This is a genomic window from Caecibacter sp. AF58-12pH5A, from assembly GCF_027681725.1.
GTDB lineage: Bacteria > Bacillota > Negativicutes > Veillonellales > Megasphaeraceae > Megasphaera > Megasphaera hominis.
Window position 1 is genome coordinate 1 of the sequence record NZ_JAQDBC010000011.1, and the last position, 26111, is coordinate 26111.

25 protein-coding genes are annotated in these 26111 nt (G+C 52.1%); 16 read left to right on the plus strand and 9 right to left on the minus strand.

Going from position 1 to position 26111, the window contains the following annotated elements; translation table 11 throughout:
• Positions 1-58: 58 nt before the first annotated feature.
• Complete coding sequence (locus PGX44_RS06615; RefSeq protein WP_498854730.1) at positions 59-418, minus strand: hypothetical protein; 360 nt, start codon at positions 416-418, stop codon at positions 59-61.
• A gap of 121 nt (positions 419-539) precedes the next feature.
• Positions 540-923: a hypothetical protein gene (locus tag PGX44_RS06620; RefSeq protein WP_498854731.1), complete on the minus strand. Its 384-nt coding sequence runs from the start codon at positions 921-923 to the stop codon at positions 540-542.
• Between the two features lie 594 nt (positions 924-1517).
• On the opposite strand from PGX44_RS06620, the gene PGX44_RS06625 reads away from it, so the two are divergent.
• From PGX44_RS06625 to PGX44_RS06635, 3 genes are all read left to right on the plus strand, one after another.
• On the plus strand, positions 1518-1778 hold the full coding sequence (locus PGX44_RS06625) for a helix-turn-helix transcriptional regulator (RefSeq protein ID WP_498854732.1): 261 nt from the start codon (positions 1518-1520) through the stop codon (positions 1776-1778).
• Between the two features lie 167 nt (positions 1779-1945).
• Complete coding sequence (locus PGX44_RS06630; RefSeq protein ID WP_498854733.1) at positions 1946-2284, plus strand: phenylpyruvate tautomerase MIF-related protein; 339 nt, start codon at positions 1946-1948, stop codon at positions 2282-2284.
• Between the two features lie 17 nt (positions 2285-2301).
• On the plus strand, positions 2302-2619 hold the full coding sequence (locus PGX44_RS06635; protein ID WP_498854734.1) for an ArsR/SmtB family transcription factor: 318 nt from the start codon (positions 2302-2304) through the stop codon (positions 2617-2619).
• 75 nt (positions 2620-2694) lie between these two features.
• Here the strand turns inward: PGX44_RS06635 and PGX44_RS06640 are convergent, their stop codons facing one another.
• On the minus strand, positions 2695-3135 hold the full coding sequence (locus tag PGX44_RS06640; RefSeq protein WP_498854735.1) for a PPC domain-containing DNA-binding protein: 441 nt from the start codon (positions 3133-3135) through the stop codon (positions 2695-2697).
• Between the two features lie 107 nt (positions 3136-3242).
• Here PGX44_RS06640 and PGX44_RS06645 point away from each other — a divergent pair, with 107 nt between their 5' ends.
• Together PGX44_RS06645 and PGX44_RS06650 are read left to right on the plus strand one after the other, a co-directional pair.
• Complete coding sequence (locus PGX44_RS06645) at positions 3243-4190, plus strand: alpha/beta fold hydrolase (protein WP_498854736.1); 948 nt, start codon at positions 3243-3245, stop codon at positions 4188-4190.
• 147 nt (positions 4191-4337) lie between these two features.
• Positions 4338-4793 carry a Panacea domain-containing protein gene (locus tag PGX44_RS06650; RefSeq protein ID WP_498854737.1) on the plus strand — a complete coding sequence of 152 codons (456 nt, stop codon included), beginning with the start codon at positions 4338-4340 and terminating at the stop codon, positions 4791-4793.
• A gap of 246 nt (positions 4794-5039) precedes the next feature.
• Here the strand turns inward: PGX44_RS06650 and PGX44_RS06655 are convergent, their stop codons facing one another.
• Positions 5040-6209, minus strand: coding sequence for an MFS transporter (locus tag PGX44_RS06655; RefSeq protein WP_498854738.1), 1170 nt, complete (start codon positions 6207-6209; stop codon positions 5040-5042).
• Between the two features lie 283 nt (positions 6210-6492).
• Here PGX44_RS06655 and PGX44_RS06660 point away from each other — a divergent pair, with 283 nt between their 5' ends.
• From PGX44_RS06660 to PGX44_RS06695, 8 genes are all read left to right on the plus strand, one after another.
• Complete coding sequence (locus tag PGX44_RS06660; protein ID WP_498854739.1) at positions 6493-6939, plus strand: SoxR reducing system RseC family protein; 447 nt, start codon at positions 6493-6495, stop codon at positions 6937-6939.
• A gap of 174 nt (positions 6940-7113) precedes the next feature.
• A complete protein-coding gene (locus PGX44_RS06665) occupies positions 7114-8703 on the plus strand; it encodes a tetratricopeptide repeat protein (RefSeq protein WP_498854740.1) in 1590 nt (529 codons plus the stop codon).
• A gap of 748 nt (positions 8704-9451) precedes the next feature.
• Complete coding sequence (locus PGX44_RS06670; protein WP_498854741.1) at positions 9452-11032, plus strand: tetratricopeptide repeat protein; 1581 nt, start codon at positions 9452-9454, stop codon at positions 11030-11032.
• A 144-nt stretch (positions 11033-11176) separates the two neighbouring features.
• On the plus strand, positions 11177-12754 hold the full coding sequence (locus tag PGX44_RS06675; protein WP_498854742.1) for a tetratricopeptide repeat protein: 1578 nt from the start codon (positions 11177-11179) through the stop codon (positions 12752-12754).
• A gap of 179 nt (positions 12755-12933) precedes the next feature.
• Complete coding sequence (locus PGX44_RS06680) at positions 12934-13425, plus strand: cyclophilin-like fold protein (protein WP_498854743.1); 492 nt, start codon at positions 12934-12936, stop codon at positions 13423-13425.
• Between the two features lie 9 nt (positions 13426-13434).
• A complete protein-coding gene (locus PGX44_RS06685) occupies positions 13435-14073 on the plus strand; it encodes a flavodoxin (protein ID WP_498854744.1) in 639 nt (212 codons plus the stop codon).
• Between the two features lie 132 nt (positions 14074-14205).
• Complete coding sequence (locus tag PGX44_RS06690) at positions 14206-14391, plus strand: hypothetical protein (RefSeq protein ID WP_498854745.1); 186 nt, start codon at positions 14206-14208, stop codon at positions 14389-14391.
• 151 nt (positions 14392-14542) lie between these two features.
• Entirely contained in the window at positions 14543-14764 is a 222-nt protein-coding gene (locus PGX44_RS06695) for a 4Fe-4S binding protein (RefSeq protein WP_289001183.1), read from the plus strand.
• Positions 14765-14784: 20 nt separating this feature from the next.
• Here the strand turns inward: PGX44_RS06695 and PGX44_RS06700 are convergent, their stop codons facing one another.
• The 5 genes from PGX44_RS06700 to PGX44_RS06720 form a co-directional block, all read right to left on the minus strand.
• Complete coding sequence (locus PGX44_RS06700; RefSeq protein WP_498854746.1) at positions 14785-15534, minus strand: TIGR03943 family putative permease subunit; 750 nt, start codon at positions 15532-15534, stop codon at positions 14785-14787.
• Positions 15531-17123 (minus strand): permease, encoded by a 1593-nt coding sequence (locus PGX44_RS06705; RefSeq protein WP_498854747.1) that lies wholly within the window; start codon positions 17121-17123, stop codon positions 15531-15533. Before PGX44_RS06705 ends, PGX44_RS06700 begins: the two co-directional genes overlap by 4 nt.
• A 1-nt stretch (position 17124) precedes the next feature.
• Positions 17125-18072, minus strand: coding sequence for a CobW family GTP-binding protein (locus tag PGX44_RS06710; RefSeq protein ID WP_498854748.1), 948 nt, complete (start codon positions 18070-18072; stop codon positions 17125-17127).
• Between the two features lie 262 nt (positions 18073-18334).
• Positions 18335-19249 carry a metal ABC transporter substrate-binding protein gene (locus tag PGX44_RS06715; protein WP_498854749.1) on the minus strand — a complete coding sequence of 305 codons (915 nt, stop codon included), beginning with the start codon at positions 19247-19249 and terminating at the stop codon, positions 18335-18337.
• A gap of 195 nt (positions 19250-19444) precedes the next feature.
• Positions 19445-19894 carry a hypothetical protein gene (locus PGX44_RS06720; RefSeq protein ID WP_498854750.1) on the minus strand — a complete coding sequence of 150 codons (450 nt, stop codon included), beginning with the start codon at positions 19892-19894 and terminating at the stop codon, positions 19445-19447.
• A 208-nt stretch (positions 19895-20102) separates the two neighbouring features.
• On the opposite strand from PGX44_RS06720, the gene miaB reads away from it, so the two are divergent.
• From miaB to mutL, 3 genes are read left to right on the plus strand one after another with little or no spacing between them, the layout of a single operon-like run.
• Positions 20103-21431 carry a tRNA (N6-isopentenyl adenosine(37)-C2)-methylthiotransferase MiaB gene (gene miaB / locus PGX44_RS06725; protein WP_498854751.1) on the plus strand — a complete coding sequence of 443 codons (1329 nt, stop codon included), beginning with the start codon at positions 20103-20105 and terminating at the stop codon, positions 21429-21431.
• A 54-nt stretch (positions 21432-21485) separates the two neighbouring features.
• Positions 21486-24062 (plus strand): DNA mismatch repair protein MutS, encoded by a 2577-nt coding sequence (gene mutS / locus PGX44_RS06730; protein WP_498854786.1) that lies wholly within the window; start codon positions 21486-21488, stop codon positions 24060-24062.
• Positions 24059-26107 (plus strand): DNA mismatch repair endonuclease MutL, encoded by a 2049-nt coding sequence (gene mutL, locus PGX44_RS06735; RefSeq protein WP_498854752.1) that lies wholly within the window; start codon positions 24059-24061, stop codon positions 26105-26107. Before mutS ends, mutL begins: the two co-directional genes overlap by 4 nt.
• Positions 26108-26111 lie beyond the last annotated feature (4 nt).

A 26111-nucleotide genomic window follows, 5' to 3' on the forward strand; every position in this document is an offset into this window, starting at 1 on the left:
TTCGAGCCAGTGATCCTCATTCGTTTTTATAGGGGCGTTATTTCACAGCCCCTTTTGCTCAATAATAGGGGTATGCGTCTTCGTCTTCGTTTTGATCGTCGTAATTATCGTAGTATATATCTGGCTTATCATAGTAGATGGTATTTCCAGATTGCGTGTATTGAGAACCGTCACTACCGTAAACCATATTCCCAGATTGTGTGTATGTTGTACCATCCTCCGCATAAATTGTACTACCAGATCGTGTATATGTCGTACCATCACTGCCATAGATTGTGTTGCCATTCTGTGTATAGTAATTTCCGTTGTCGTCATAAATCGTATTACCACTTTGGGTCATAACACCTGAATAGGCAAAGGTGCTAGCGGCGCAGAGGGTTAAAGCCGCAGCAATGAGCGTTGTTCGGATCATATGCATAAAAAAGACTCCTTAAAATTAAAATATTTTACTACTAGTATAAATCTTATGAGAAAATACATATAGACATAAGTTTAAAATATTACAAAAAACTTAGTTGAAAAATTATAGATGTTCATTCTCATTTATAATAAAGAGATGCGTCATTGTCTTTTTTTTCGTCGGGTTTGTCGTAGTAGACGGTGTCGCCGTATTTGGTGTATTGTGAGCCGTCGCTGCCGTAGATCGTATCGCCGTACTGCGTATACGAGCGGCCGTCGTTGGTGTAGACCGTGTCGCCGTATTTCGTATACGTCGTGCCGTCGCTGCCATAGACCGTATCACCGTATTGTGTGTAGGTTTTGCCGTTTGAGCCGTAGACGGTGTCGCCGTATTGTGTGTATTGTGTGCCGTCGCTGTCGTAGACTGTGTCACCGTATTGGGTCATCGTGCCGGAGTAGGCGAGGCCTGTGGCTGTACTGAGGGCGAAGAGAACGGCCATGAGTGTTGTTCGTACATATTGCATGGTGAGTACCTCCTGTCAGTATATGTTATATAGTATATATTATATATATATTATAATGCTCTGCGCGCGGGCTAGGAAGAAGACTTTGTTGCTTATCGGGATGAAGAGGGCGTATTAGTGCTTCCTAAAGATTGGGACGATGACGAATAAGTGGGAAATTTAGTGAGCTAAAGTGAAATTTTAGGATTCCCCAGAGATTAAGTGGCGTCCCGTACTCATTTTAGAAAACGGGATTGCATATATATTATCATTGAAAATTATTTCGCGTAGTCCACGAACGAATTTTGAGGGAGAATACCAAATAATACAGTGGGAAAAGGCGGGATTACTGAAACCGCCTGTCATCCGGACTAGCAAATTCTTGAAGCTACAAAAAGAAGATTTTGGCGAAAAGATAGGTAAACTGGCAGATGCAGATAGTATGTCTGTGCGGTTAGTGTTGTCGTTTTTCAAAAGGTCGTATTAAATAATAGGTAATTATAACAGTTTTGTGACAGTTACAAAAAATCACTTTCAATCGCCTTCTGCCTTATGTTAGAATATGGGCAACTAAAGACAGTATGTTTTGTCTATATCTGGTAGAGGTGATGTGGGATGTGGAGAAAGGCTATACCGCCGGGGGCGACGGTGCGGGATGTATTGACTGAGCGGGGTATGACGGTGCCTGTGTTTGCCAGATTGATGGGGTTTTCTGAGGCGCGGGCAGAGGCGTTTCTCTGTGGCGATGCGCTTTTGACACCGGAGATTGCGGCGGCTTTAGAGAAGATCTTGGGCGTACCGGCCAGGTTTTGGCGGAATTTGGAGCTGTCGTACCGGGCTGATTTGGCCAAGGTTTTGGAAGAAAATATGGTGTGAATGCGGAGGGAGTTGTGCAGTCGCTTGGTCAGGAGCGGCTGGACAGCTCTTTTTTGGTGGCCCTTGTCCTTGACGTTCTCTTTTTCTGGTTTTATAATATCCATAAAACCAGATATGTAAATATAAAGATTATATAATCCAAAAAGAAAGAAGGAATTTCTATGCCTATGATTCAAGCTAAAGTCACGGTTCCTATGACTGCCGAGGAGAGTGCTGTATTTCACACGGAGCTCACGCAGGCCGTCGTAGATATTCTCCACAAGCCTATGGAGTACGTCATGGTCCATGTCGGAGACGATGCTGATTTGTGGATGGGCGGTAAGAAGCTGAAGCGTGGAGCTTTTATTTCCTTTTTGTTTATGGGCGACCAGCCGGACGAAGCGTGCGCTGCTCTGACAGAGCGGGTTTGCCAGGTTCTGGCGCGTCATTTCTCCATCCCTGGCGCTAACGTCTATACAACATTCCAGACGGTCCGCCAATGGGGCAGTGATGGTGTATTATTCTAAAAGGGAGATGCGTACGATTGGATGAAAAACAAGCACTGGAAATTACGAAGGCCTTGGCCAACGAAACGCGCTTGCACATCCTCCAATGGCTGAAGGATCCGGACAGGCAATTTCCACCGCCTACGTCGTGTGACCATGACGATTGGCGTGACGGCGTCTGTGTGCAGACGATTCAGGAAAAAGCCGGTATTTCCCAGTCCGTTTGCTCCGGCTATTTGGCGGCTATGCAGCGGGCTGGCCTGGTGACGTCACAACGTATGGGAAAATGGACGTATTACAAGCGCAACGAAAAAACCGTTCAGGCTTACATTGAATTCCTGAAAAACCAGGTCTAGTTTGGTTCCCGCATAAAAAAAAAGAGCCGGTACAGCAAACTAGCTGCTGTACAAGCTCCTTTTGGCACTACGTTTTTAGTCTTCCGGCAATTTCCAGACGCCCAGTCCGGGGACGATATCGAAGCGCTTTTCTATGGCGACCGGCAAGGGATGGATGACGATTTCACCGGTAAGCTTGACGACGGACGAAAGCAGGTGGCCGCCACAGGTGACGAGGTGACCGTCTTCAAGCTGGGAGAATACGGCGTGGGCGTGGATGCCTACGCCGCCGTCCTTGCCTTTCGTTATGTTTCCTAAAAGAGAGGCCATTTCCAGCATGCCCGAGAAGGGATGGGTTTGGTACGTGTTCGTATCGGGATCAAAGGTAGCTAATTCGGCGCTGCTGCAGCCGCCAATGCCACGGAATTCGCCACCGAAGATGTTTTCCTTGGTACATACGTCTTTGAGAGCACGTACGACTTCATCGCCCGGATCGAGGCGGACGTAGAAGTCGCCGTTGATTTTTTTGTATTCCATAAAAAGGACCTCCTTTTTCTGTATAATACTATTATAGTCTGTTCGTTAAAAGAAACCAATGGGAAAAAGTCCGATCCTGCAATGCAGCATGAAAGGAGAAATGTATTATGAATCGCTGGGGAAAAATAGTATCTGTTTTAGGCGTGACTGCCGTTTTGGCTGGCGCTGCTGCTTTAGCACAGAGCTCAGCCCAGGCCGCGGCGCCTGCAGGCTTACGCTATTTTACGCAGCCGGCAACGGTGCAAGGGAGTACGACGCCGTACGGCAACAATGCAGCTCACGGCCATTATATTCAGGCCGGTGACGCCAAGCTGTATTATGAAATCTATGGGAAAGGAACGCCGGTCTTCGTCTTCCACGGCGGCGGTGTCGGTACGCCCTATGAAATGGGCTGCCTCATAGACAAGCTGCGCCAGGATCACGAAGTCATCGTCGTTTCTACACGGGGCCACGGCCGCTCGGAAATTGGCCATTCGCCGATTACATACGAACAAAAGGCTACGGATATGATCACGGTCATGAAAGCTGTGACCGGCCAGCCGGCCATCATCCTGGGCTTTAGTGATGGTGCCTATACGGCGTATAAGGTAGCTGACCTGTATCCGCAAGGCGTCGACCGCATCGTCGCCATCGGTGCCGGTACCCTCAAAGCCGGCTATTTCAAGCCAGGCCTTACCGTTGAGGACCTGGAAAAAATGGACCAGGCCTTCGTCGACCAGCAGCGCCGCCTCATGCCGGAACCGGAACGGTACCAGGAATTTCTCACGCAGTACATGGATTTTTGGAGCCGCATGAACGTAGGCAAGGAAACCTTCGGCGCCATTCAGTGCCCGGTCCTGCTCATCGTCGGTGATGAAGACGACCATGCGCCTGTAGCTACGGTGCTGGAAGCGCATCAGCTGATTCCCAATTCGCGCCTCTGCGTCGTACCGAAAGCCTGGCACACGGCCTTCTTGGATAATTTCCCCGTTACGTGGGCAGCCATAGAGCCTTTTATCGCCGCTGACCGGTCTGCTCTTACAGGCAGCAAAAAGCTTGCCGCCAACGACCAGTAAGGAAATTTACAAAAACTTTATCTCCCTTTTATCTGGTGGATATATGTCCATGGTATGCTGAGCCTGAAAGCTAGGAGTCGTCTAACCAGGCTGCGGCAGCCATGGGCTTTTTGCTGTAAGGAAAGTCAGAGAACAGGAGGGGTACGGATGTGTTACACGGCGAAAGAAGTGGCAAAGTGGTTTCTCAATTATAATCAGTATGAGCAAAAGGTGTACGGCGATACAGAATATATTTCTGATTTCAAATTGCAAAAGCTCCTGTATTACGCATACGGTGCGTACCTTGCAATTTATGACCAGCGGCTCTTTGATGAACCGATTCAGGCCGGCCAGCACGGCCCCTTTGTACAGAGTGTCTATGAAGCGTATAAGCATTTTGGCCTGAAAGGGATTACGGAGTTTGAACCGCTGCAGGAGGTCTTTTCCGAACAGGCCCAAAGTGTCCTCCAATGGGTGTACGAAAACTTCGGCCAGTACACGGCCTGGGCCTTGCGCAATATGACGCATGCAGAAGATCCGTGGCAGGAAGCGATTGCCAATTCGGCCATGAGCGACGCTGCTATTGTAGCGTTCTTCCAGCGGAATTATGTAGAAGTCGTATAGGAGAGCTTCTTTATATGCAAAAAAATGACCCGTTGTGCTCCGTAGGAGACAACGGGTTTTCTTATGTCTGGACATAGTTATAGCAGGGAACAGCAAGGAGAAAGATTGTTAAAGAGAGAGATACAGTAGTGCTGTTTCCTGCTATAATGGGGAGAAACCTTATGCATACGTATATCATAACGTTCTCTTGCCGTTTCGTCAAGACATTATTTTTCTTATAATAAGATAAGAAAAATATGGGGTCTGTCAGACGCCGGCTTTTTCGTAGTGGAATACGATATAGACGATGGCGGCTAAGACGACGATACCCGGGCAGACGATGCCGTACATGACGGTGTAGCCCCAGGCGCGGGCGACGATGCCCAAGGTAGCGGCGGCGAGACCGACGAAGATATCGAGAAACCAAAAATAGGTGGCCGTAGCAGCACCGGCCCGTGCAGGCGGCACGCTCTGAATGGCCAAGGTCTGAAAGGCCGGACTGAGAGCACCAAAGCCGAGGCCCAGGATGACGCCGGAAATATACAGCATCAGGGCTGTATCGACACGGCTGAAGAGGATGAGGCCGCCAATGAAGAAGAGAAAGCCCGGTGCGACGATGCAGGGTGCGCCGTAGTGATCAAACATGTGACCGATGAAGGGCCGGCTGACGACGATGGATAAGGCAAAGACGGCAAAGAAGACGCCTGTCTGGTTGTCGAGGCCTAACGTGTGCATGTAGAGGGGAATAAAGGTGAGGACGCCACCGTAGGAGAAAAAGACGAAGCCGCCTAAGAGGGAGGCCGGCAAGGATTTCTTTTCCAGCAAATGAGCTAAAGGCGATGTATCACGTGTGACCTTCGGTTCGATAATATTCGCAGGTAAACGGATGGAGAGGGCCCCAATGAGCATGGCGACGGCAAGGACGGTAAGGATGAGAAACAGGGCGCCAGGACTCAGCATATTATATAATAAGAGGCCGGCTAAAGGGCCGATGACCATGGCCAGATCGGTCGTTACGGAGAAATAGCCAATGCCCTCACCGCGGCGTGCTGACGGGATGACGAGGACGGCAATGGCGGCAGCTGTCGTCGTGGCTAAGGAAAAGAGCATGCCGTGTATAAAACGCAACACATAGATTTCTCTTATGGAAAAGATGAAGTTAAACGCTGTGATGACAATGAGAAAACAAATCAGTGCGATGAGCAGTAAATGACGTTTGTTGCGCTTGTCAATCATATAGCCGGCAACAGGGCGAAAGAGACTCGTACCGATCTGAAAGGACGTCATGGCCAGGCCGGCCTGGACGTCGTTGCCGGAAAATGCAGAAATGACGTAGAGAGGAAGCGTCGTTACGAGAATGTACTGTGTAATGAACTGGAAAAAATTAATCCCACCCATACAGAGAAAAGGTGGTGTCCATAATTTAGCTTTTGCCATATAGTGCTTGCGCCTCCTAAGAAAAATAAACAACGTATCTCATTGTACTCTTTGAAATGGAAATGTCAAGTTGTTGTATCTGACGGGGTTATTGAGAGAAAAAGTGTACATATAATAGATATATACTATACTGAAAATGCACGGGATTGTGACGCAGACGGCATAGAACTTCCGGGCCGGGCAGTCGAAATACTGGACTAATTATGGTAAAATATAGGTGGCTCTGAAGAGATGTGTTCTCTTCAGGCAACAATGGTGACATTACGACAGGAGACAGATAGACATGAGAACGGAAACAGGTATTGTACAGAAAATATTGCCTAACGGCATGGTATTGATTAAGGCGAGCCGGACGAGCTTATTTTCCCGTCACGCATCGTCCATTGGCAACGCCACAGCGCCTATTGAAGTGCGCAACGAAATCGGTGCTGTCCAAGGGGATTTCGTCGAATTTGCCTTGCCCCAAAATAACATTGCCTTAGGCGGCTTTGTAGGCTTTGGTATTCCTATGCTCATCGTGCTTTTGAGCATTATCGTCATGTATACGCAAGGACCGTCCTGGGGCTTTTCAGAAGATGGCGCTGCAGGCATCGGCTTTATCGTCGGCCTCGTCCTTTCCTTCGTTGTCATGAAAGTGGTGAACAAGCTTTGGAAGGGCCAGCGTTCAGAAGCGACGATCTTGCGCATTATCCGCCAGGATGCAGAAGAAGAGGAACATTTGATGCAATAATATAGTTTGAGACGAAAACAGTTTCCCCATGGTTTGCCTGTGGGGGAACTGTTTTTTAGTGGTGAGAAGCGTGGCTGCGACCGGGCTTTTGGTCATTGACAATATTCTCCCGTTTCCCATACAATGAAAAGAGACCAAGCGGTCCGTTTGTAGCACGAAGAAAAGGAGATTGCCATGAACCGATTTGATGAACAGGATGTTTTTGCCGGCTTGTTTGACTCTGACCTCGCTGATGATGGGCAGGAGCTATTCAGCCCGGAAGATGTAGCCGTGCTGGAGGAACGTGTGGCTGCCGGCGATTCCCACGCCATGGTGGAACTGGCGGCGTATTGCCAATATGGCCACAAGAAGGATCTGAAGAAGGCCACTAGCTTGTACAAGAAGGCAGCTAAGCTGGGTGAAGACGATGCTATGCTGGCTTTAGGCGATTTGGCTTTTGAAGAAAAGAAGTACGCCAACGCCGTGAAGTGGTATGAAGCGGCTGTGGCAGCAGACAATTTGGAAGCTATGCTGGAGCTGGCCCGGCTGTACCTGGAAGGTGACGGGGTACGCAAAGACCACAAGAAGGCGAAGGCCTTGTATGTGAAAGCGGCAGAGACAGGGGATACTGCAGCTATGGCAGAATTGGCCGACCATTATTACCGCGGTGATTTTGCCAAGACCGATTATGCCAAGGCTCTCGCGTGGTATGAAAAGGCCTTTGCCGACGGCTGGGTTGAAGCGGCCAATTATATTGGCGATATTTACAACGAAGGCGGTTATGGCGTAGAGCAGGATACAGAAAAAGCCAAGGAATACTATGAAAAGGGTGTAGCCCTAGGTAACGATGACAGCTATTACGCCTTGGGAATGGAATTGCTCGATGAGGCTGAACCGGATTACGAACGGGCCTTTTCCCTCTTTACGCAAGGGGCAGAACGGCAGTCTGCCGATGCCATGATTGCCTTATGTGACGCCTATCGTTTTGGCCGTGGCACGGAACGGGATTTCCCGTCCTTTATCAAATGGGCTAAAAACGCGGCCCTGGCCGGCGATGAACGGGGCTTTTTCTATCTCGATGGCGCGCGCTATCTCTTTGATGAACCGGATCTCTTGCCGTACCAGAACGAAGCGGCTGTGGAAGCCTTGCGGCAAAAGGGAGACGGCCTGTCCTTGTATATACTGGGCAAGCTGGCGATTACCAATCTTGCAGAAGGTCAGTTAGGCAGTGAAATCGATGCCCTTCCCTATTGGGAACAAGCGTCTGCACAAGGCTATGTACCGGCGACAGCAGAACTGGGCCTGTTCTACTATGCCTTGTCGGAAGAGCAGCCGGAGCAGGTGGATAAAGCCTTCCCGTATTTGCTGCAAGTGGCACAGGCAGGGGCCGTGAAGGCCATGTATGCTTTGGCCCATATGTATCATGAAGGCGAAGGGATACCGGTGGACGATGTGCAGAGCCTGGCCTGGCTGGAAAAAGCTGCCGCAGCCGGTGATGCCGATGCGTGCTACCTCTTGGGACAGGAATACGATGAAAATCTGGACCAGGGCCTGTATGACGGCCTGGTGCAACGGGATAATGCCAAAGCCTTTACGTTGTTCAAACGGGCTGCAGAAGCCGGCAATGTACCCAGCATGACCTTCTGCGGCGTTCATCTGGCTACGGGAAGCGGTGTAGAGAAAGATACGGAAACAGGCTTGAATATGGTTTGGGAAGCGGCTCAGTTAGGCGATGAACGTGCCAACGAGCTGGTAGATGAGCTGCTCAAGGACGAGGACGAATAGGTTTCCGCGTGTGAACGAATTGTGAACGAATATAGATAGTGAAAGCTCAAGCTTGCTTTTTGGCGGCTTGAGCTTTTTTTGAGCGTTTTTCTTCGCCAGTCTGGGCAGCTGCTCCCAAAAGGATGCGGGAGCCAAGCCGTTAAGAAGAAAGAATACTTAGGAGGCAAAGTACCACAAAGAAAATAATGGAAAAAAATACGTTTTTTTATTCTAAATTATAACATAATAGGATATATAACTAGAATCGATTCTAGAAGCGTCTATGAAATAAGAAATGGATGTATTAATTTGTGAAAGGGTTAACAATAGTATGAATGTATGGGGAAAAGAAATGAGAAACATTAGTTATTAATTAAAACGAAGAGAAATCAAATAAAAACAAATAGAAATACAGTGCCTAGCGGGTATAAAAAGAAATGTAAAATTTTTGTAAAATTTTTATTTCCGTTGTAATACCAAATTTTATATAGAAAAATACTATATGAAATAAAGAAAAACATACTGGGACACAAGGTATTTCAAAATGCAACCATAAGGTTTTCTTTGATTATTACAGCCTTTTTCTATCGTTGACATTTGACGGTTTTGCATATAAAATAAAGCTATAGGAGAGTGCCTTAGTGGCGAAATACGCAAGGTACATACACGAGCTTTGCCAATGTTTTGGGAAGGGAACATTGACGGTAAAAAGGTCGTGGTTTTCTCCAACGTGAATTCTCTGAGTTGTATGGAGATTAAGGAGTACACTATGGGTACAATGGGAATGAATTTGCTATGGAATGAAGAATCTAAAATCTTTTTAACTGCAGAGGAGCTCGAAAAACTGAAGAAAGAAGCTGCCGAAGGGGATAGGCAAGCCATTGCAACGCTAGCATGTTTCTATCTGTACGAACCAGGTACTGAGGAAGAAACGGCAATCTACTATTTGAAGAAAGCAGCTGAACTCCAGGATCCGCAGGGAATGCGCATTTTGGGCGACGTATATTGCCGGCAGGAAAAATTCGATAAAGCGATTTACTGGTTTACGCGCAGTTCTGAATTAGGTAATACCTACGCCATGATGGAATTGGGCGATTTGTATACGAACGGCATGGGCGTAGAACAGGATACGCAAAAGGGACATGACTACTACATGAAGGCCGCAATGGCCGGCAATGTAGATGCTATGGAAGTGCTGGCAGACCGCTATTATGGCGGTTTTAATACGGACTGCGATTATGCGGCAGCTCTCATGTGGTACAAACGGGCTCTGCGCGCAGGCAGTGAAACCGTAACAGTCCAGATTGGGGATATTTATGAAACCGGTGGCTACGGTGTAGTAAAGGACGAAGCGAAAGCAATTGCTTATTATAAGAAAGCAGCCGATGCCGGCGAGGCAGAAGGCATGTATGCGCTGGGCCGTTTCTACACCTACAGGGATACGCCGGATTTTGCTAAGGCCTTGTACTGGTATGGCCAGGCAGCAGACAAACACTATGCCATGGCGATGGTGGCCTTGAGCAATGCCGCCCGCTTTGGACGCGGTATGGAACGTGATTTCGACACCTTTGTGTATTGGGCCAGGGAAGCTGCCAAGCAGCACCATAAGCTCGGTTACTTTTTCCTCAATAACGCCCCTTATTGCTATAATGAGGTCGATACCCTTCCCTATAACAGTAAAGAGGCACAACAGAAACTCAAGGAAAAAGGCGACGGCAAAGCGCTGTATATCCTGGGGCTGGTGACAGCCAAACGGTGCAGCGCGAAGGGCCAAATTGGCATGCGCATGGCTGTATCCTATTGGGAACGGGCCTTGCTCTCAGGCTACCAAAAGGCTGACTTAGAGCTGGGACTGTATTATTACTATAAGGACCGGAGCAAGAAGAGCAACGAACGGGCCTTTACGCATCTTAAACGGGCTGCAGCACACGGCTTTACCTGTGCCATGTACCCTTTGGCTGTATGCTACGTGGAAGGACGGGGAACGGGAGCCGATTTGGATCAATACCTGTATTGGCTCCACGAAGCAGCCGAAGCAGGCGACCCGAAGGCCTGCTATCTCTTGGGCAGAGCCTATGAAGGCAATGCCGGTTTGGAAGTCATACTGCACCTGCGAGGTGACGTAGATAAAAAGAAAGCGTTTGCATTATTTGAAAAAGCGGCTGTCAATGGCAGTATTGCTGCCTTGAAGTCCTTAGGAGAGTATTATCTGCAGGGGCTTGGTGGTGTCGCCGTAGATCAGCGGCGGGGCCAGGATTATTTGATCGAATACCAGGACCTCACGACAAGTAAGCTTGAGGCTGCAAAACGAGGACGGCGTACGAACGGTGATTCCAGAAGACCGTCGTAAGGACAGAAAGACCGGGTTTAATTGAGGTAACCCAATCAGGTTCAGTATGACCGATGAGGCCCTGTGGACATTCAGCCACAGGGCCTTTTCGTATTAAAGGGGGAACTGAGGGACAATCTGCTATCAATCTAGGAGGACGATATAGTGATACGAGAAGACGCCATTTGGGCTGATTTGATACAAGATAACCCACTGACAGATAGGGAGCCGGAGGACGTAGAAGCGCTGACGCGTCGCGTACGCGCCGGCGAGACGGAGGCCATGGTGCAGCTGGGCCGCTATTATCACGATAGCGGGACCAACGAAGGCCGGGCCATACGGCTCATGGAGCGGGCTGCTGATGGGCGCAATGACGAGGCCATGGACATGCTAGGCGACTGGGCTTTTGGCGAAAAGGAGTATAGCGAAGCCGTGGCTTGGTATACGCGCAGTGCCGCCTTGGGCAATATCCGTGCAAAGGTCAAGCTGGCGCAGTTCTTTATGGGTGGCCAGGGAATCCGTAAAAACCGCCGCCGGGCTAAGGCACTTTTTATGGAGGCTGCCCAGGCTGGCTCCATCCCGGCTATGGAACGGTTGGCACTGTATTACTACCGCGGCGATTTCGGCAAAGATCCCGATTACAAGGAAGCTGTCTTTTGGTTTCATCAATTGGTATCTATTGAAGCGGCAGTCGTTGCACCGTATATGGCAGAAATCTACGCTACAGGCGGCTATGGCGTAGAGGCCGACCGGCGCCTGGCCAGTACGTATTATGAGATGAGCGCTACTACAGGAGAGGCTGAAGACCTGTACGACTTTGCCCAGTTCCTCATGGCAGGGACTGGCAGGGAGAAAGAGAAGGCCTTTGGCCTCTTACAGGAAGCGGCAGAAAAAAACTACACGCCGGCCATGCTGGCCCTTTGCGATGCCTATCGCTTTGGTGACGGGACGACACGGGACCGGCTGGAATTTGTCCATTGGGCTAAGGCAGCCGCCCTGGCCGGTGATGAAACTGGCCTGGAGTACCTCCATCAGGCGTTTTACCTCTACCATGACGTAGATTTACGGCCTTATTGCAATGCAGCAGCGCTGGCAGAGCTCAAGGCTGCCGGCAATGGTCCTTCCCTGTATGTGCTGGGGAAACTGGCCTATACCGAATTCGGTGCCAGTCAGGGACTCTGTGAGGACGATGCCTTTTCCTATTGGTTCCAGGCGGCGAAAATGGGCTATGGACCGGCAGAAATGGATTTGGCCTTTCTTCTTGGCGAAAAGAATCCGAAGGCGCAAGCCAAACAAGCCTTTGCCTACATCCGCGATGCAGCCGAACAGGGGGAAGTGCGGGCCATGTATCCCCTGGCAGACATGTATTACAAAGGTGAAGGGACAGAGCCGGACCTCATGGCCAGCTTTGACTGGGTGCAGGCGGCAGCTGCGCAGGGGGAACCGAATGCGTGCCTCTTGCTGGGCTTATCCTATTTGGGCACTGATGAACGCTATTCCCGCTATGTCGTGCAGGATCATGACCGGGCGGTGGCGTACTTTAAGGAAGCCGCGGCTGGCGGCAACCTTTCCGGCATGTCCACGTATGGCATTGCTAAGGTCATGAACCGCACGTGTGCAGAAGATGCCTATGAAGGACTGCAGTATATGGAAACGGCCTATCGCCTGGGAGACAAAAACATAGGCGATATCCTGGCGCTGGTCAAAAAGGACAGTTCCCTAGGCGTGCCTAAGGTCAACTAAAATATACCAAAAGAGACCCCCTGGCGGGTCTCTTTTTATATACGCTTGAAGCATACTTTTGTAGATAATATAAGTATTTTACATATTCCACTGTGACGACTATACTGAAGCTGTACAAAGAAAGGATTTCCCAGACGCGAAAGGAGCTCATCATGCACGTACATTTCAGGAAATTTGCTATGTTAGCCATTATGGCCTTGAGCCTGATCGTCGTCGGCTGCGGCACAGCGACGCAATCGGCTGCCAGCGACACGAAGACGCAGGCTAAGGCTGAAGAACAGGCCAGTCAGAATCAAGGGGGAGATGTAGATATGAAAAATGCACGTTTAAAAATTACTGTAGGCAATAAGGTCCTGTATGCCACACTGGAAGACAACGCGACGACGCGGGCACTGCTCAAAAAAATGCCCATGACGCTCACCATGCAAAATCTCTACGGTCGGGAAATGTGCTACCGCTTCGGTGCCGGTTCGCTGCCGACGGAACACTTGCGCTCGGACCGCTACGAAGTAGGCGATATCGTCTATTGGGCGCCGCGGGGCAGCTTCGTCATCCTGTATAAACAAAACGGTGAAGAATTCGAACGCCAGCAAATCGGCCACATCGATTCAGGGACGGATATCTTCAACGGCTCCGGCGATGAAAAGGTTTCCTTTGAAGTTGTCAAATAAGGAGGACCTATGAAGAAATTTTGGCAACACGTGCTCACGGCCCTGATGCTCACGGCACTCATGGTCGTTGCCGGCGGCTGCGGCGGTGCGGACGCCCAGAAAACCCAGGCTACAGCCTCGGCGAGTACACAAGAAACAAAACAGCAACCACAGGAGGCGGATACCATAAAAAAAGGTACGAACTCACATGTTCTCATTGCCTATTATTCTCTTACAGGAACGACAAAGCGGGCGGCAGAAGATATTCAGGCTGCAACCGGTGGCGATTTAGTCTTTATCGAGCCGGCTGACCCGTATCCACAGGACCACGATCCGTGCCTGGCCCGGCAGATGGCGGACATTCGCAATAATGCCCGGCCGGCTGTGGCGACGCAGGTAAAAAATATGGACCAGTACGACACGATCTTCGTAGGCTATCCCATTTGGTATTATCAGGCACCGCTGATCATCAATACCTTCCTGGAATCGTATAACCTGCAAGGTAAACGCATTATTCCCTTCTGCACGAGTGGCGGTTATCCTATCGACAAAAGCATTACTATCCTAAAAGACAGTGCGCCTAAGGCTACGTGGGAACAAGGCCTGCGCGTTTCCGGCAAGAACAGTGTTTTTACGAAATGGCTGGCTGGACTGGGCTATAAAAAATAATAAATTATAAAAAAACAGCCCTGGCAGGCTGTTTTTTTTACGCAAATATTACGCGTCATTTTCTGGTCGTACATGTATTCCTATTACACTAAGACTGTACCCATATCATTTTATTTGAAAGAGGTGAAAAGGATGAACCGGATTATGCGAGGTGTGTTAGCAGGTTTTTTACTCATCAGCGGTGTGGCTGTTGCCGCCACTTTGATTTCTACGGATACAGAGCGTGTGCAGGCTGTGGCTTCAGCGAGCGAAAAAGAAACGCCTCATGAGCCGGCCCAGCCGGGAACGCAGGGCATTTTTGACCGGCAGGCTCAATAAGTCTCTATCGGCCACTTCTTGCCGAGAAGGCAATCTTCTTTGTTTGTTGCATCTACAACGGAATATTTCCTCTCCCTTCGCTATACTAAATGTGAGGAAATGGATGGCTTGCCATCTATGACACCAGGCATACCGAAAGGGGATGAGTGAAATGAGCAAGAACATTGACGATATGCTGGGGTTTTCTGCGGATTACTTCAATCGCAAGGAATGTCAAGGCTGCGGCATGTGCATGAGTATTTGTCCCGTCGGAGCTTTGGCCATGGAACACTGCGAGGACGGAACCGACCGGCCCTTAGTGGATATGTCCAAATGCATCCGCTGTACACGCTGTATGGAGGCGTGTGAAATATATAAGGGATATCATTCCTGACGGCTTAGCCGGCTCGCTATCTATGGATAGATGTAGCCGGCTATTTCTTTGGCCGGTTCAATGTCTTTGACTTTAATGGCCGGCTGGAAGAGGCCATGCCAGTTGCGCTTAGTCAGTGTGCCGTGGACAGCAATCCACTGGTGCTCTGGTAATTTTCCGGCTCCGTCGTAGTAGCACATGGGCCCAAAGGGCGTAATGTCGTTGACACAGCAAAAGAGAAGATAGCGGGCTAAGGTAAAATCATGCCCATTTTCCGGCTGATTGGCGTAGGACACGAAGCCAATGGCGTAGACGTCGTAGCCAACGTAGGTATCGATGTGCTTTGTCAGGGTGAGCATCGTTTCGTAGTAATTTTCTGTGGTCAACGTAATGCGCTTGGCCTGCGTATCAATGCCTGTATCCTTGACGGCCGAAAAATCTACGCCATAGGGCTTGGCCTGGGCCGGAGCAGCTCCTTGCGTTGCCGGGGCGGCCTGCGCCGTGACCGTAAAAAGGGACGGCTTGGCCAGCAGCGGGCCGGCTAAGAGCAGGACGGGAATAAGAATTACCATAAGAGGCCAGTAGCGTTTTTGGTAATGGCGCTGGCCCAGGCTGACGAGTCCGGCCAGGCCCCAAAGGCAAAAGCAGATGGCGGCGAAGGCCATGAATGGTGCCAGACGCGGCGCTACGAAGAGCAGGTATTTTTTGCTCACCATGAGGCTGAGCCATATGAGGCCGAGTGCCAAGAAGGCTAGGCTCTCGATAAGGTCTGACCAGGGAATCCATTTCATGGGAAGGGAACACCTCCTGTCTGATACAAGGAAAAAGCGGCTGCAGCCAGGCTGACACAAAGGATGATCGTCAGGGCCAGGCGGAGCGTAAAGCGCCACGATACGAGGCGGCTCAGGAGCAGGACGTTCTTTACGTCGAGCATGGGGCCTAAGAGCAGGAAGGCCAGGACGCCCGGCACGGGAACGTAGGAGCTAAAGCTGCGGGCCACGGCTGCGTCGGCTGTAGAACAGAGGGAGAGAAAAAAGGCGGCTCCTTCCATGACAAGAATGGTCAGCCACGCCGGCAGGGCCGCTGCCTGGGCGGGCAGCCAGCCTTTGCCGCAGACCTGAAAGATGGCTGTTAGGAAGGCGGCGATGACGACGTAGGGTGCCATGCGGAAGAATTCCTCCCGCATGTGGATGATGTATAAGAAACATTTTTCACTCTTCGTGACGGCAGGCTTAGACACGTAGCGAAGGCATGTACACGTACTGTCTGCAGCTGCGCCTGTTGTCTCCAGGCGGCTGCTATAAAAGGAGAGGCTCACGACGAGGGCAATCAACAGGCCCAGGCTGATGCGGGCGACGACGATGCTGCTCTGGCCTTGGAAGGCATAGTACGTCGAGGCGATGACGATGGGATTGACAATAGGCCCGGCAAGCAAAAAGAAGAGGGCCGCCGGTACGGGGACGCCTTGACGCAGAAAAGTCTGAAAGAGAGGCACAGCGGCGCAGTCGCAGACGGGAAAGCAAAAGGCTGCGACGAGGGCCTGGCAGAGTCCCTTGGCGGTAGAACCGCGAAAACGCCGGGCCAGAAAGGACGGCGGTACGAAAAGCTGTAAGGCTGAAGAAACGGCAAGGCCTAGAAGCAAGAAGGACAGGGCCTGCAATAGCGTTGCCATAGCCAGCGTAGCTGTCGTACGCACGAGCTCCGGCAGCGGGCCTGTCGTCCGTAAGGCCCAGGCGTAGAAAAGCGTAAGACTGACGAGTACTATGGGCAGGAACACACGTTCCCAATGGGACGGTGCAGCGACGACGTGACGGCGCGTCTGCTTATTAGCCAGGGACGACACGAGACGAATGGAGCTGCCGGGATATTGCCTGCGCAGGGCCTGTTTGGCTGCGGCTATGTCCGCCGCAGCAGACACAGCCTTTTCTTCCGGCAAGTGATCGAAGAGAAGTACCGTGTCGGCTTCGCGGAGCTGGCTCAGGCTGGCCGTGCCCGTACGGCCCAAGAGCTGCGTGCAGTACGCTGGCGTGGCGACGAAGTAAATGTGCTGCAGCTTGTAATAGTCCCGTACGCGCGTCGAGAGAAAGAGACGTTCTAAGAGGGCAAAGGGAACCATGCCATTCCATTCGAGCCAGAGCTCGGACGGCGCCTGTGTCGTTGCCATTTCGCGCAGGCGGTAGGCTATAGCGCCGACGTTGGCTTCGGTCAGGATGGGCAGCACCAAGGCGTCGCTGTCAGGCGCTGTACGGCCCTCTTCCATGACGACGCGGCCAATGGCGCCGCGCCTCCGGCGGAGCAGGTAATTCGTAAGCGTCGTCTTGCCCGTACTGAGGAAGCCCATGACGATGTAGACCGGAATCTGGCCGATAATGTGCCTCATGCTAGTCCTCCCAGATACGCCGGATAGCGGTTTCGTCGAGGCTGGTACCGATGAGCATGATGCCGGCTGCGGCGAGGGTCGTCACCTGGGAAAAGAAGGTTTGCCCGGCAAATTGGAATTCTACATTTCCTTCGATAGCCGGGACGACGCCTTTGAGCCGCAAGAGGTTTGCGCCGCACGTATCGATAAGGCGCCGGATTTTCTTTTCCCAGACGGCTTTCGGTAAAGGTATGGCCGCAGTGAGTGTAAGCTCTGTGAACGGGCCTGTGTGGTCATGATGAGCGTGAGCGTGGCTGTGCCCGGCCAGGGCCTCACCTGCTACAACGGGCTGCGGGCAACCGCCTTCGCATTGCGAGGGATTCACTTCGTCCGGGAAGAGAAGGGACGGCAAATGGAGGCGGTCGGCACTTTCTTCGTAGATCCAGGCGTGATCATTTTCCCAGTGAATCGCATCGATGGCGCTATACAGTGTTTCAATCTGGTCAGCGTGGGTGAGGAAGATGCGGTCAGAGTAACGCAGCTGATTGCGATAGAATTCACCAAAATTACGCAGGTACAGTTCGCATTGCCGCGCGTCGACGACGGTCACAGCCGACGCCAGGCGCAGGAGACACTTCAGGCTGGGACTGGTGCAGGCCTTGATAATATCGGATAAGAGGGCGACGCCGGACGGTTCGATGATAATCTGTTCTACGTCGTGCTCCAAGAGAATGGAACGCAGGGATGTTTCAAAATCGCCGGCCAGGGTACAGCAAATGCAGCCGTTGGTCAGTTCACGGATCGTAGCGCCTTTTCCTTTCAAAATGGCGGCATCCAAGCCGATTTCCCCAAAGTCGTTTTCGATAATCCACGTCTTGTGGGCGCCGCCGTCTTGCTGGAGAAACTGGCGGATGAGCGTTGTCTTGCCGGCTCCTAAAAAGCCGGATACGATGGATACGGGAATTTTCATGAAAATGGGCCTGATGATCTTATGTACATCATCAGGCCCTGTCCCTCCTTACAGATAATAATATATAGGTTATAAAGTCGTCCGCGTTGCACTTTTCCTGTCAGGCCGTGGCCTGGCAGGTGGCCGGACGTCATGGTTCATATAAGGTCCGGGACAAGCGTGTGGGGGCAGCTTGCCCCGGACTGGCTAAGTATGCGCAGCGATCCTTCATGGGGGAGGAAAGGAGCGTTGCTGCGAGTGCCAGCAAAGGGAGGTACGAAGGTTATTGCAGGCTTTCGTAAATGCGCTGCAGGTTTTCCTTCATACGGTCGAGATAGGTAGCGCCGCCTTCACTGCTTTCCATGGTGTGAATGGGCTGTACCTTGGCACCGACTTCGCGGGCCAGGGTTTCCGACGTCTTCGGGCTTACGAGCTCTTCCGAGAAGATGGTTTTTACGTGATTGTCACGGCAATAGTCGACGAGCTCTTTCATTTGGTTGGTCGTCGGTTCGCCGGCAGCAAAGACCGATTCGACGCTCTTTTGTTCTAAGCCAAAGTCACGGCACAGGTAGGCAAAGGCTGCGTGGCCCGTAACGAAATCCTTGTGCGGCAAGGCGTTGAATTTCTGGGTGTATTCATTTTGCAGGGCTTGCAGCTGTTCTTTATAGGCCTTGGCATTGGCCTGGTAGTAGCTGGCATTTTCCGGATCGGCTTTAGCCAGGCCGTCGGCTATATTTTGTACTTCAATCTGGGCGCACGACGGGCTGAGCCAGGCGTGAGGGTCGTATTGGCCGTGTTCTTTAATTTCATCTGCGTCTGTATTGGTAATAGCCTGAACACCTGTACCGGCTTCTACGACGACGAGTTTCGGATTGTCCGCTGCCTTGATCATAGCTTCAGCCCACGGTTCCATGCCGAGGCCTTGCATGACGAAGACATTGGCATCGTGGAGTAATTTCATCCGTTTCGCCGTAGGCTGGAATTCGTGAGGTTCCGTACCGTCCGGAATAATTTCTATAATCGATACCTTGTCGCCGCCGACGGCTTGGACGAATTCGCGCATGGCGTCAAAGGAAACGGCTACCTTGAGCTTGCCGTCCGTATTGGCTGCCTTTTCACTCGTGCCGCCGCAGCCGGCCAGACCGGCTATGAGGCAGAGGGAAAGGAGAAAGATAAAGCATTTTTTCACGAGGGTCACCTCCAGTATTTCAAATGCAAACTACTCGCATTTGCATTTGCAGTATAGCATAGAGAAAGAATCCCGTCAATTAGTGAAATTGATATACTTCGTATTTGTTCCGCCCGGCGACCAGGTCCGCCTGCAGGCGCAAAAAAAACACCGTCCTGCCACAGTAGGACTGCGCGGGAACGGTGCAAGGAGCGGGCGGAGAGATTATTCGCCGTAGAGGTTCTTCCATTTCATGCCATAATTTTCTTCCCAAATGTGGACGCCCAGGACGACCAGGTCCTGCAGGCTGGAAAGGTGCCATACCGTCGTATCGATGGGGCCGGTATAGGTTGAGCCGTTGTAGGATACCCAGATCTGATTTTTGGCATAGTTGTATTTGAAATAATACCGCTGCCACTTGAGCATCCGGTCTGCTTCGTACGAGTATATAATGACCGAGGCCGAGAGCGCGTAGTTAGGCGGGTCGTAGCTTTGGCAGGTGATCGTCGCCGGGTCGAAGTAGTTGGCTACGCCCGTACTGGATGAGCCGAGCTTGTACGACGGGTACTTGGCAAAATGGTCGGGATAGTCTGGCGTCGCTGCCAAGGCGGCCCAGGGAACCAGAATAAGTACCAGAGCGAGCAGAGCCAGTGCTTTCTTGCAACGTGTAAGCATGGACAGGCCTCCTTTACAAAAATAAACGTCCATAACAATCCTATATAGTTAGTATACGGGAATGACGGGAAAATGCAAGCTAGTGAGCGGCAGACAGGGCCGGCCATGGCAGGGCGCCTGCCTTTTGTCTAGTCAATGGCTGGCATTTATGGTATTATAGACTGTAAAACTCTAATAGTATTTTTTTGGAATTGGAGAGATAAACTACATGGATATTACGGGAAATCGTTTTTATTTTATACTGTCCTATGGCTGCCAAATGAATCAGAGCGATTCTGAGCATTATGCCGGCCAGCTTGAAGAATTGGGCTACGGTCCGACGGAAGACATGGAACAGGCCGATGTCATTTTGATCAATACGTGCTGTGTCCGCGAAACGGCGGAAGACAAGACGCTTGGCAAGATTGGCGAACTGAAGCACTTAAAGGCGAATAATCCGGATCTGATCATTGCTGTTACGGGCTGCATGGCCCAGGAATGGCAGGATCGTCTCTTTGAACGGGCCCCGCATATCGACCTGGTCATTGGGACGCATAATATACATAAACTCATCGACATGATTAAGGAACGGCAGGAACAAGGCCGGCACCTCTTGTCGGCTGACATGGGCGCACCGGCTTTTCATGATTTGCCGACGAAGCGCTTCCACAAGTTCTTTGCCTGGATTCCCATCATGAACGGCTGCAATAATTTCTGTACGTACTGCATCGTGCCGTACGTACGGGGCCGCGAAGTGAGCCGTCCTATGGATGCAGTTCTGGAGGAAGTGAAGCAGGCTGCTGCCGGCGGCTACAAGGAAATTACCCTTCTCGGCCAGAACGTCAATTCCTACGGCAAGGATCTGGACGGGAAAATCGATTTTGCCGAGCTCCTGCGCCAGGTCGATAAAATTGACGGTATCGAACGGGTGCGCTACATGACGAGCCATCCGAAGGATATGAATTTTGACGCCATCGACGCCATTGCCGAATGCAAGAAGGTCGTCAACCACATGCACTTGCCTATCCAGTGTGGCAATGACGAGCTCCTGCGCCGCATGAACCGGGGCTACACAGTCGAACATTATATGGAACTCGTCGACTATGCCCGCAAGCGTATTCCCGACTTGGTCCTGACGACGGATATCATCGTCGGTTTCCCCGGCGAAACGGAAGCTATGTATTTGGATACGCTGGAATTCCTCAAACGCTGCCAGTACGACATGGCCTATACGTTCATGTTCTCGCCGCGCACTGGCACGCCGGCAGCCCGTATGGACGGCCAAATCGGCCAGGCAGAAAAGAGCCGCCGCCTGCAGGGCCTCATGGACGTACAGAATGTCTACAGCCTGGAAAAGAACAAGGCTATGGAAAACAAGGTCTACGACGTCATCGTCGAAGGGCCGACGAAAAACGATGAACACAACTGGTTTGGCCGTACGACAGGCAACAAGATGATCATTTGGGAAAACGACGGTACAACGGCTATTGGCGACACGGTTCCGGTTGTCGTCGATAAAGGCCAGACGTGGGTCCTCAAGGGCCATTTACAGAAGTAGGAAAACTGGGAAAGGAGTGGGACTTTGCCGGAAACAAAAACAAAAATGACTCCCATGATGAAGCAGTATCTGGAAGTCAAAGAACAATGCAAGGATAAAATTTTATTTTTCCGTCTCGGCGACTTTTATGAAATGTTTTTTGACGATGCTCTGACGGCGTCGCGGGAACTGGACCTGACCTTGACAGGCCGGGGCGGTGAAGGGAAGGACCGGGCACCTATGTGCGGCGTCCCCTTCCATTCGGCCGATACGTATATTGAACGGCTCGTGCACAAGGGCTATAAGGTAGCCATTTGCGAGCAAATGGAAGACCCGAAGCTGGCTAAAGGCATCGTCAAGCGGGAAATCATCAAGGTCATTACGCCAGGGACGATTACCCTGGAAAATGCCGTGGCGTCGAAGCAAAACAACTACATTGCCTGCGTCACAGAAAAGGATGACCTCTTGTCTCTGGCCCTAATGGATGTGACGACTGGCGAATGCCTGTGGGCGTTGTGCGCCGCGTCGGTTCTGGAGGATACGCTCTTTGATATCCTCTCGGTCTACGTGCCAAGCGAACTCATCTATGCCGATCTGGGCAAAGATGAAAAGACTATCCTTTCTTATCTCAAGGATCACCGCTCCCAGTGTGCCGTAACGCGGCTCGAACCGTCGCCGGAGCGCGACTACAGCGAGCTGGCCCAGGCTCACTTTGCGCCTGACGCCTTAGCTGCAGCCGGTACGGCTGCGTCCTGCATCGGCCTGCTCCTCGATTACGTGCAGGACGTGATGAAATCGGATATTTCCCATATCAATCGTCTGGAACGCATCGATAACGACCGCCGCCTGGTCATCGACGCCGCCAGCCTGCGCCATTTGGAAATTACGCAAAACGTCCGCGATGGCGGCCGCAAGGGGACGCTCCTCGCTGTCCTCGACCAGACGCGTACGGCTATGGGCGGCCGTCTCCTGCGCAAATGGCTGGAAGCGCCTCTCGTGCGCATTGCCGACATTACGCGCCGCCAGGACGCCGTAGAAGAACTGGTCCAAGGGGAAATTATGCGTCAGGACCTGAACGCGTCCCTCGACAGGATCTATGATTTCGAACGTATTTTGACGCGTATTGAAACGGGGACGGCCAGCCCGAAGGACATGGTAGCCCTGCGCGAATCCCTGAGTGTCATTCCGGCCGTAAAGAGCGTCCTCGCCGGCGCTCATAGTGACCTCCTGCAGCGCCTCAATGGCTCCCTGTCGGAGCATCCTGAAGTCTATGACCTCCTCAGCCGCGGTATCAAGGACGATCCGGGCCTGGTCATCCGCAACGGCGGTGTCATCCGCGACGGCTTTAACGCCGATCTCGATGAAATCCGGGCCATTGCCGCCAACAGCCACGCCTTCCTCCAGGAAATGGAAGAACGGGAAAAGGAAAAGACGGGCATTAAGATGAAAATCGGCTATACGAAGGTCTTCGGCTACTATTTCGAAATTTCCCACGCCAATACGAAACCGGTGCCGGACTATTACGTGCGCAAACAGACCCTGGTCAATGCCGAACGCTATATTACGCCGGAGCTGAAGGAATTTGAAGTGAAGATTCTCACCAGCCAGGAACGGATGCTGTCCCTGGAATACCAGCTCTTTGGGGAAATCCGCGAAGCCGTACAGCAATATATCCCGGCCATGCAGGCTACGGCCCGGGCTATTGCCCAGGTAGACTGCCTGTGCAGCCTCGCCGCGACGGCCCACGATAACCGCTACGTGCGGCCCAGCCTGAATGGTGACGACCGCATCACTATCCACGACGGCCGCCATCCGATCATTGAAAAATTCCTGCAGGGCGAGCTCTTCGTCCCCAACGACGTAACCCTCAATCACCAGGACCACGAGGTACTGGTGATTACGGGCCCGAATATGGCCGGCAAGTCGACGTATATGCGCCAGGTCGCCGTCTTGGTCCTCATGGCCCAGGCAGGCTCTTTCATTCCCGCCCGGGACGCCTCCATTTGCCCGGTAGACCGCATCTTTACGCGCATTGGCGCCAGCGACGACATCCTCACGGGCCAGAGTACGTTTATGGTAGAAATGAAGGAAGTGTCGTACATCCTCAAGCACGCTACGCCGCACAGCCTGCTCATCCTCGATGAAATCGGCCGCGGCACGAGCACCTTCGACGGCATGTCCATTGCCCGGGCAGTCATCGAATACTGCCTGCAGCATGTCCATGCGCTGACGCTTTTTGCTACGCACTATCATGAACTGATTGCCATGGCTGACGATTCGGAAAAAATCAAGAACTATACCGTCGCCGTGAAGGAACGGGGCAAGAGCATTAAGTTCCTGCGCCGTATCATCCCCGGCGGGGCTGACCGCAGCTACGGCCTGCACGTAGCCCGTCTGGCCGGTTTGCCGGAAAAACTCTTACAGCGGGCCGAAGTGATCCTGGAAGAGCTTGAATCCCAAGGCGGACCTGCCGTAACGCCTATGGCCCCGGCAGGGAAGGCCAGTACCGGGCCGCTCGAAGGCAGCCTCTTTGCCAATCCTGTTCTGGACCGGCTGATTAATGTAGACGTGACGGCTATGACGCCCATTGAAGCAATCTCCTTTTTGTATTCCCTGCAAAAAGAAGCGAAGGAAGGGAGTGGCAGCGTATGAGTTCAGTTATTAATCTGCTCGATGAAGCAACGCGCAATAAAATTGCCGCCGGCGAGGTTGTCGAACGGCCTGCGTCGTGCGTCAAGGAATTGGTAGAAAACGCCATCGACGCCGGGGCAACGTCCATTGAGGTGGAAATTGCCTCCGGCGGCGCTGCCTATATCCGCGTGACCGATAACGGCTCGGGCATGAGCGCCGAAGATGCGCGCAAGTGCATTATCCGCCACGCTACGAGCAAGATCAGTAAGGTAGAGGATATCTTTGCCATTACGTCCTTAGGCTTTCGCGGCGAAGCGGTGCCGAGTATTGCTGCTGTATCCCATTTCCAGATTACGACACGCCGGCCGGACGATGACTTTGCGACGCACCTGGTCCTTGAAGGCGGCGAAGTCAAGGAAGATGAACAAATCGGCGCTGCCGTCGGTACGACCATGGAAGTGCGCGACCTCTTTTACAATACGCCGGCACGGCGCAAATTCTTAAAGAGCGAACGGACGGAAAGCTCACGCATTAGTGAAATGCTCACCAAGCTGGCCTTGGCTGAACCGGCCATTGCCTTTACGTTCATCAACAATGGCCGTACGACCATGCGCAGTGGTGGCAGTGGCAAGCTCAAGGAAACCATTGCCGATCTGTACGGTGCCCAATTGACGCGGGAAATTTTCCCTGTAACCTACGATCACGACGACATTGTCATCGAAGGCTACGCCGGCAAACCGTCGGTTCTCAAAAGCTCCAGGGCCTGGCAGACGTGCCTCGTAAACCAGCGTATTATTCATAATCCGCTCCTTTTTAAGGCTATCGATAACGCTTACCATGCTATGCTGCCGAAGTCGGGCTATCCCTTTGCGGTTCTGCACCTGCACGTCGATCCGGCGAGTATTGACGTCAACGTGCATCCGTCCAAAACGGAAATCAAGTTTGCCGATGAGCAGGAAATTTATCGCGCCGTCTACCATAGTATCGTGACGGCCCTCTTAGAGCAGGAAAAGCCGGAACAGATCGCTGCGCCGGTTACGCATTACCAGCCGCCGAAGGCCGTCGTCAGTGAAACACCGTTGACCCCGGCAGTGGAACGGAAGGAAGCGTTTCCTGCAGCGGCGACAGCTGCGGCAAAGCCCGCTGGGCAGGCCGTTATTCGGGAAACGGCAGGGACAGGCTGGCCGGATACGCCGGCAGCTTCCACGGAAATACCGGCGGAACGTCCAGCCTCAGTGGAACCCATCTTGACTAGTGAAGCAAAACCTGTCCATCAGGAAACGACACTTTTCCCGGCTTCCCGGGGCAGCGCGTCCCAGCGGCCGGCCGTACCGCCTCTACCAGATTTGCACCGGCCACCGGCAGCCGAAGAAAAGGAACGCTTCAGCCAGGCTTTGTACCAAAACGGAGCTGCTGCCCAGACGCCGATTGGTACGGAACCAAAGACAGAGGGAGAAACAGAGCAGCCTTTGCCGCAGATCGTCTTTGACGGCGATGCCGACGTCTTCATTCCTTTAGGGGAAGTAGCCGATTGCTTCATCGTCGCCAAGAAGGGGCAGGATCTCTATCTCATCGACCAGCATGCAGCACACGAACGGATTCGTTACGATACGTTTTGCCGCCGCACAGAGGATATGCCGAGCCAGCAGCTCCTGACGCCGGAATTCGTCGACGTCGACGAAGACGATATGACCTTCCTGCAGGAACGGGAAGAGGTTTTTCAGGATTTAGGCTATGGTTATTCCGTAGCCGGCCCGAAAACGCTGCGCGTCGATGAAGTGCCGTGCGATTTAGAGACCAGCGATATTGCCGATTCCCTCCAGGATATTTGCCGTCTCCTGCGGGAAAATAATGTAGCCGATAAGGCTACCCTGCGCCACCGTTCCCTGGCCTACTTATCGTGCCACGGTGCTGTCAAAGCCGGCGATACCCTCAATATCCGTCAGATGAAACAGCTCCTAGACGATCTGTTCCATACGGAAACGCCTTACGTGTGCCCTCACGGCAGGCCGATTATCGTGCGCTTTACACCGGCTGACCTGGCGCGGCTCTTCAAGCGGACGTGAGGCA

Coding starts and splice junctions, on each gene's coding strand:
- PGX44_RS06615 (WP_498854730.1), bottom strand. CDS start 418: ATGCATATGATCCGAACAACGCTCATTGCTGCGGCTTTAACCCTCTGC.
- PGX44_RS06620 (WP_498854731.1), bottom strand. CDS start 923: ATGCAATATGTACGAACAACACTCATGGCCGTTCTCTTCGCCCTCAGT.
- PGX44_RS06625 (WP_498854732.1), top strand. CDS start 1,518: ATGTGGAGAAAGGCTATACCGCCGGGGGCGACGGTGCGGGATGTATTG.
- PGX44_RS06630 (WP_498854733.1), top strand. CDS start 1,946: ATGATTCAAGCTAAAGTCACGGTTCCTATGACTGCCGAGGAGAGTGCT.
- PGX44_RS06640 (WP_498854735.1), bottom strand. CDS start 3,135: ATGGAATACAAAAAAATCAACGGCGACTTCTACGTCCGCCTCGATCCG.
- PGX44_RS06645 (WP_498854736.1), top strand. CDS start 3,243: ATGAATCGCTGGGGAAAAATAGTATCTGTTTTAGGCGTGACTGCCGTT.
- PGX44_RS06650 (WP_498854737.1), top strand. CDS start 4,338: ATGTGTTACACGGCGAAAGAAGTGGCAAAGTGGTTTCTCAATTATAAT.
- PGX44_RS06655 (WP_498854738.1), bottom strand. CDS start 6,209: ATGGCAAAAGCTAAATTATGGACACCACCTTTTCTCTGTATGGGTGGG.
- PGX44_RS06660 (WP_498854739.1), top strand. CDS start 6,493: ATGAGAACGGAAACAGGTATTGTACAGAAAATATTGCCTAACGGCATG.
- PGX44_RS06665 (WP_498854740.1), top strand. CDS start 7,114: ATGAACCGATTTGATGAACAGGATGTTTTTGCCGGCTTGTTTGACTCT.
- PGX44_RS06670 (WP_498854741.1), top strand. CDS start 9,452: ATGGGTACAATGGGAATGAATTTGCTATGGAATGAAGAATCTAAAATC.
- PGX44_RS06680 (WP_498854743.1), top strand. CDS start 12,934: ATGTTAGCCATTATGGCCTTGAGCCTGATCGTCGTCGGCTGCGGCACA.
- PGX44_RS06685 (WP_498854744.1), top strand. CDS start 13,435: ATGAAGAAATTTTGGCAACACGTGCTCACGGCCCTGATGCTCACGGCA.
- PGX44_RS06690 (WP_498854745.1), top strand. CDS start 14,206: ATGAACCGGATTATGCGAGGTGTGTTAGCAGGTTTTTTACTCATCAGC.
- PGX44_RS06695 (WP_289001183.1), top strand. CDS start 14,543: ATGAGCAAGAACATTGACGATATGCTGGGGTTTTCTGCGGATTACTTC.
- PGX44_RS06700 (WP_498854746.1), bottom strand. CDS start 15,534: ATGAAATGGATTCCCTGGTCAGACCTTATCGAGAGCCTAGCCTTCTTG.
- PGX44_RS06705 (WP_498854747.1), bottom strand. CDS start 17,123: ATGAGGCACATTATCGGCCAGATTCCGGTCTACATCGTCATGGGCTTC.
- PGX44_RS06710 (WP_498854748.1), bottom strand. CDS start 18,072: ATGAAAATTCCCGTATCCATCGTATCCGGCTTTTTAGGAGCCGGCAAG.
- PGX44_RS06720 (WP_498854750.1), bottom strand. CDS start 19,894: ATGCTTACACGTTGCAAGAAAGCACTGGCTCTGCTCGCTCTGGTACTT.
- miaB (WP_498854751.1), top strand. CDS start 20,103: ATGGATATTACGGGAAATCGTTTTTATTTTATACTGTCCTATGGCTGC.
- mutS (WP_498854786.1), top strand. CDS start 21,486: ATGATGAAGCAGTATCTGGAAGTCAAAGAACAATGCAAGGATAAAATT.
- mutL (WP_498854752.1), top strand. CDS start 24,059: ATGAGTTCAGTTATTAATCTGCTCGATGAAGCAACGCGCAATAAAATT.